Annotated in this window: 5 protein-coding genes; 2 read left to right on the plus strand and 3 right to left on the minus strand. The window is 32.3% G+C overall.

What is annotated here, in order from left to right:
* Nucleotides 1-127: 127 nt before the first annotated feature.
* The gene (locus tag RR539_RS02995) at nt 128-784 is read right to left on the minus strand and encodes a redox-sensing transcriptional repressor Rex (protein ID WP_332472845.1); all 657 of its coding nucleotides are present in this window, start codon (nt 782-784) and stop codon (nt 128-130) included.
* 180 nt (nt 785-964) lie between these two features.
* Here RR539_RS02995 and abc-f point away from each other — a divergent pair, with 180 nt between their 5' ends.
* The gene (gene abc-f, locus RR539_RS03000; protein WP_332472846.1) at nt 965-2,887 is read left to right on the plus strand and encodes a ribosomal protection-like ABC-F family protein; all 1,923 of its coding nucleotides are present in this window, start codon (nt 965-967) and stop codon (nt 2,885-2,887) included.
* 261 nt (nt 2,888-3,148) lie between these two features.
* Here abc-f and tsaD read toward each other — a convergent pair whose 3' ends face one another.
* Nucleotides 3,149-4,177 carry a tRNA (adenosine(37)-N6)-threonylcarbamoyltransferase complex transferase subunit TsaD gene (gene tsaD / locus RR539_RS03005; protein WP_442878384.1) on the minus strand — a complete coding sequence of 343 codons (1,029 nt, stop codon included), beginning with the start codon at nt 4,175-4,177 and terminating at the stop codon, nt 3,149-3,151.
* Between the two features lie 134 nt (nt 4,178-4,311).
* Between tsaD and RR539_RS03010 the strand changes: the two genes are divergently transcribed.
* On the plus strand, nt 4,312-4,647 hold the full coding sequence (locus RR539_RS03010; RefSeq protein WP_332472848.1) for a DUF948 domain-containing protein: 336 nt from the start codon (nt 4,312-4,314) through the stop codon (nt 4,645-4,647).
* A gap of 42 nt (nt 4,648-4,689) precedes the next feature.
* On the opposite strand, the gene RR539_RS03015 is transcribed toward RR539_RS03010, so the two are convergent.
* The coding region (locus RR539_RS03015; RefSeq protein WP_332500181.1) for a hypothetical protein at nt 4,690-6,168 on the minus strand (1,479 nt) is incomplete at its 5' end.

Here is a 6,168-nt window from a genome sequence, read left to right on the forward strand (position 1 = left end):
CACCTTAATTACTAATATAATTAACAAAAACACTGCATTATATATTGCAGTGTTTTTGTTTTATAGTACCAAATAAGCTACCTATTACTAGGTAGCTTACTATAATATCTAAGTTTATTATTTTTAGTTAGTTGTTTTCTTCCTTACTGAAAAGTTCAGTTTCATTAAGTCTATAGCTAAGTGTTAATAAACTATCACTTAAATGAACATTTTCAACTATTGTTCCCTCATTAGTTTTAAGGTCTATTGGAGCAAAATTCCATATAGCCCTAACCCCTCTATTTTGGAAAATATCCGCAGTTCTTTGTGCCTGAATCTTTGGTACACATATAATTCCTATGTCTACTTTATTATGCTGTAAAAACTCATCTAAATTGTCAACATCTCTTATATCTATATCTCTAAACTTAAGTCCTATTAGTTTTGGATTAACATCGAATATAGCCATTAAATTAAAGCCTAGCTTTGAAAAGCTGCTGTAGTTTGCAATAGCTTGTCCGATATTCCCTGCACCAACTATAACAGTATTATAAGCCTTATTAAGTCCTATAATTCTTGCAATCTCCGCATATAGTTCACGTACATTATACCCATAACCTTGTTGACCAAAATCTCCAAAACAGTTAAAATCCTGTCTTATTTGAGATGCAGTAAGTCCCATACGTTCAGACAATTCTTTAGATGATATTCTGTCTATACCATTTTCTAATAGATCAGACAAATATCTACGGTATCTTGGAAGTCTTCTAACAACTGCCATTGAAATGACTGTAGACTTTCCCATGATTCCACATCCTTTTTAAAATTAAATTTATCCCGTACTTATCCGGCTTTTATAACTCTACAGAATCATTGTACTATATCTTAACAAAGAATACTACCATTTTAAGTTAATCTTTAAAGTTGCACAATTTAGAATTTATAAGTAAAATTACTTTAGAATACTAAACTAGGGGTGTTTATTATGCTAGCATTGTCGCTAAACAAAATTACAAAGTCCTATGGTGTTGAAACAATACTCCAAAACGTAAGTTTTACTATTAACGAAAACGAGAAGGTTGGATTTGTAGGAAAGAACGGAGCAGGTAAAACTACCCTATTTAAAATATTAACAGGTGAGCTTTCTCCAGATAGTGGAGATATATTTATACCTAAGGATAAAAAGGTAGGATACCTATCCCAAAGCCTTGGTCTTGATGAATCAGAAACAGTATTTAATGAGACTATGAAGGTATATGATGATATTTTAAATATAGAATCAAGGCTTCGTGAACTTGAGATATTAATCTCAAATTCTGCAACAAATCCTGACTCCTCTGAATACAATAGACTTCTTAAGGAGTATGGAAGACTACAGGATGAATTCGAAAAAAGAAACGGCTATGGATGTGAAAGCTTTGCAAAGGGGATACTTGTAGGTCTTGGAATTTCCGCTGAATATCTAGACACTAAAATAGGTCTATTATCAGGTGGCCAAAAAACAAGGGTTGCACTTAGTAAACTTCTACTTCAAAACCCTGATGTACTACTTCTTGATGAGCCTACTAATCATTTAGACCTTGAGGCAATTAACTTTCTTGAGGGCTTCCTAAAGGATTACAAGGGTACTGTTATTATTATTTCCCACGATAGATTCTTCTTAGATGTTATTACAACTAAGACCTATGAATTAACTAATGGTGTTGTTGAAGAATATAGGGGAAATTACAGCTATTATATTAAGGAGAGACGTGAAAGATATCTTCAAAAACTTAAAGACTATGAAATTCAACAAAAAGAAATTGAACGTTTAGAGTCTATGATAGATAAGTTCCGCTCATTTAATAGAGAAAAAAGTATTAAGCAGGCTGAAAGTAAGGAAAAAATGCTTGATAAAATAGAAAGAATAGATAAGCCAACCTTTGATGACAAGTCTTCAAAAATTAACTTTCAATCTAAGGTTAAAAGTGGTGTTGATGTTCTAATTATAGATGAGCTTTCTAAGTCCTACTCAGATAAAAAACTTTTCGAAAACATTTCATTTATGATAAGACGTTCAGAAAGAGTTGCTCTTATAGGTGAAAATGGACGTGGAAAAAGCACTATATTCAAGATCCTTCAAGGATTTGTAGAGCCTACATCAGGTGAATTTAAACTTGGTAAAAACGTAGAGATTGGATACTACGATCAGGAACAAAAGGAGCTTTCTTCCTATAAAACAGTTCTTGATGAGGTGTGGGATGCTTACCCATACATTGGTGTTAAGGATATTAGAACCATGCTAGGAAGCTTTTTATTTACAGGTGATGATGTATTTAAGGAGGTTTCACTACTATCAGGTGGTGAAAAAGCTAGACTTTCCCTACTTAAACTTATGCTATCAAAACCTAACTTCCTACTTCTAGATGAGCCTACAAACCACCTTGACATATTATCAAGAGAGGCACTTGAGGATGCACTACTAGAATATGATGGAACACTTTTTGTTATATCACATGATAGATATTTCCTTAATAAGATAATTAATAGAATACTAGAACTAGACGAGAATACTATTACAGAATATCTTGGTAACTTCCAGTATTATATAGACAAGAAAAATGCCCTGGAAGATGACTTAGTTGTAAGTACTGTTGGCAAAACCAAAACTCAGGTTAAGGAAGAGCGTAAAAAGCTTAAGTCTGAAAGGGATAAAGTTAAAAAGGTTAAAAACGAAATTAGGGATATTGAGAAATCAATTGAGAAACTTGAAAAGGAAAATGAAGCCCTTGAAGCTGAATTATGCCTTGAAGAGGTTTACTCTAATCCTGAAACCTCACTTAAGGTTAATACTACCCTAGCTAACAACTCATCTAAAATCGAGGAGTTATATGCTAAGTGGGAAATCCTTATGGAGGAAGTTGAATAATTTGTAGAAAAAGCAAACTACCTACAAGAAACTTGTAGGTAGTTTTTTATACCCTAAATAATTTGTAGAAAATCATTATTTCATGATTATTCCTATATATATCCACAATATTAACAACATTATCCACATATACAACCTTTATCTACCAAGGTATTACTAGCATATTTTAACATTATCCACATATATTTATACACAGCCTAGTAAGATATCAACAGGCTATTTTTATTCATCCTTAGAATATCCATACTATCTTCTACAAACTTAGTGCCTATCTCCTATTTTTAGAGATGGTACAGCATTCAAATTTAGACTAGATATGTGTCCATTTATATAATCATAATATCCAGCTGATGCTATCATAGCTGCATTATCCGTACAAAGTATATTAGAAGGATACAGGAATCTTATTCCCTTCTTTTCACATATAGCAGTTAATCTTTCCCTAAGTGCTGAATTCGCAGCAACTCCCCCTGCTAAACATAAAGTATCTACACCAGCTAATTTAACAGCCTCAATTGCCTTGTTTGATAGAACCTCAACAACAGATGCTTGAAAGCTAGCTGCAACATCTGCCTTGTTAATCTCAAATGACTGCATATTCATCTTATTAAGGTAGTTAAGCACAGCTGACTTAAGTCCACTAAATGAAAAGTCAAAGCTTCCCTCTTCAAGATATGACCTTGGAAAATCTATTGCGGATGGATTCCCTTCCCTTGCAATCTTATCAATAGCAGGCCCTCCAGGATATCCAAGCCCAAGTGCCCTTGATATCTTATCATATGCCTCTCCTGCCGCGTCATCCCTTGTTCTACCTATTATTTCATACTTACCATAGTCCTTAACAAGTACAAGATGTGTATGACCTCCTGAAACAATTAAAGTAACAAATGGTGGCTGAAGAAATTTATGTTCTATATAATTAGCACTAATATGCCCCTCTATATGGTTTACTCCAACAAATGGCTTACCTGAAGAAAGTGCCATAGCCTTAGCAGTTGAAAGCCCAACAAGTAATGCCCCAACAAGCCCTGGTCCATATGTAGCTGCAAAAACATCCACATCACTATATTCTATTCCTGCTTCCTTAACAGCCTCATCAATAACACTTGAAATAGCTTCAATATGCTTTCTTGATGCAACCTCTGGAACTACTCCACCAAACTTTTTGTGTATATCTATCTGTGAAGAAATTATATTTGAAAGCACTTCCCTACCATTTTTCACAATAGATGCTGATGTTTCATCACAGCTACTTTCAATTCCTAGTGTTATAATATCTTTCATAATCATTGCTCCTTAAATTTAACTTACCTTTACATTTTATAGCTTTTATATTTTATCTTCAACTTTAATTGAGATAAATATAATATATTTGGTATAATTATATTAAAACTTGGCGAAAATTAGAAAAAGGGGTGATGGACATGTATATAACATTTAAAGATATGGTTCTTTTTATGTTTTTACTATGTTTTATAGTATTAACAGTTTTTCTATGTATAACACTATATAGACTTATAAAAACTCTAAAATCAGTTAATGAGGTTATTGCTGATAACAGGGAAAGCCTTGCTTCCTCTATGAAGTCAGTTTCAACTATATGCGGGAAAACAGAAGGTGCTGCTGTTAAGATATCTGATAAGATATCTGATGAGGAACTTGACTCATACATACCTACCTATATTCCATACATAACAGGGGCAATATCTTTTATTGTTTCCATATATAATATTTTTAAATCAAACAAAGAATCAAAATAAAAAGAGGGCATTTGCCCTCTTTCTGTTTAACCTATAAAAGTTTTATTTTTTCATCATAAATTTAAATTTATCAACTAAACTTGATTCACTTTTAATTTTCTTAATTGAAGAGAATATTTCTTCCCATTCTACAGGCATTGAAAGATGCTCTTTTTCAAATTCTTCTTTAACCCTTTCGTCTATCTCACAAATTAAGCTAAACTTAAGTTCACAAATCCTATCAATTAACATTTCACGAAGCTTTATTGCTATCTTTTCCTTACCTGACATTTTATAAACCGGATGTACATAATAAAGATAATAAATAATAAAGCTTACTGCTACCTTTGAATGTATATTTTTATCATTTAAACAGAGCATCATATAGTCGAATATAAACCTGTCCTCTGTCATGAATACATCAGTAACAATCTTATGATCTTCCTTATCACTACAAAGACTCGCTATAGCTTCAAGATTTATATCTCTATACTTCTTATATGAAGCCTCACTAAGCCTTTTAGGTGATACTGCCCCATGTTCAAACTCATATATATCTATTTCTTCCCCTCTTTGAAGGCTTCTTTGTAATTGAAGCATTCTTGTTATATTTATAGGGGTAACTACCTTCCTGTCCCTTTTAATATGTGAAACACCATCTAAAATAGCATATACCTCTTCACAATTTGCAAAATCAACCCTATCCTCAATAAACAATACTATTTGATGTAGTACCTTATCTGAGAATATGCTTATTGGAATATGCTTATCTGTTATCTGATTAATCATATATATTGAAAACTTAAACCCTTCATTTTCCTCAATATTAGATAGTACATGTGCAGCTGCCCTTGAAAAGTACTTATCAAAATACTCCTTAGCACATAGGAAAGATGGCATATACTCAATAAATCCATCTAAAGTGTATTTACTACCTATCATATAACTTTTAAATTCCTCATAAAGGAATATAAGGCCATTTTCACTATACGAAAGTCTCTTTCTGATAGCTGTTGAAAGTGATTCCTCTGACTTTTTAAAGAATGAAGTTATACACTTCATAAAGTGTTCCTGAAGCTTTTCGTTTTCTATTTTTTCAAATATTAAAAGCATCATACTTGCTATATACTCATCGTCTCCTGACATGCTGAAGAAAAACTCCTCATACTCAAGCTCTTCCCGCACCATAGACTTAATTGATATATTAACAAGTCCCATTAACTTTTCACTAAGTTTATTCCACTTATACCCAAGTGCAATATTTGCTGATAAAATGTACTTTACCATATACATAACCCTATCAGGTGTAAAGTCAATATTCATATATATATTAATATGCTCAATTCTCTTATCATCAAGTATATACTTATAAAGCTCTCTAGTATCAGTAAACTTCTCTACTTCTACAACAGCTTCCTCAAGCTGGTATACATCTCTATATCTTCCGTTAAAAAGAAGGCTAACTAGTGACTTAATATAAAGCTCTTTACACATTTCATTTATAAATAAACTTTCCATTTCCTTAGCTGCTCTAAATGAAAA

The organism is Clostridium sp., assembly GCF_036639235.1.
Taxonomy (GTDB): domain Bacteria; phylum Bacillota; class Clostridia; order Clostridiales; family Caloramatoraceae; genus Clostridium_AB.

Coding starts and splice junctions, on each gene's coding strand:
- abc-f (WP_332472846.1), top strand. CDS start 965: ATGCTAGCATTGTCGCTAAACAAAATTACAAAGTCCTATGGTGTTGAA.
- RR539_RS03010 (WP_332472848.1), top strand. CDS start 4,312: ATGTATATAACATTTAAAGATATGGTTCTTTTTATGTTTTTACTATGT.
- tsaD (WP_442878384.1), bottom strand. CDS start 4,177: ATGATTATGAAAGATATTATAACACTAGGAATTGAAAGTAGCTGTGAT.
- RR539_RS02995 (WP_332472845.1), bottom strand. CDS start 784: ATGGGAAAGTCTACAGTCATTTCAATGGCAGTTGTTAGAAGACTTCCA.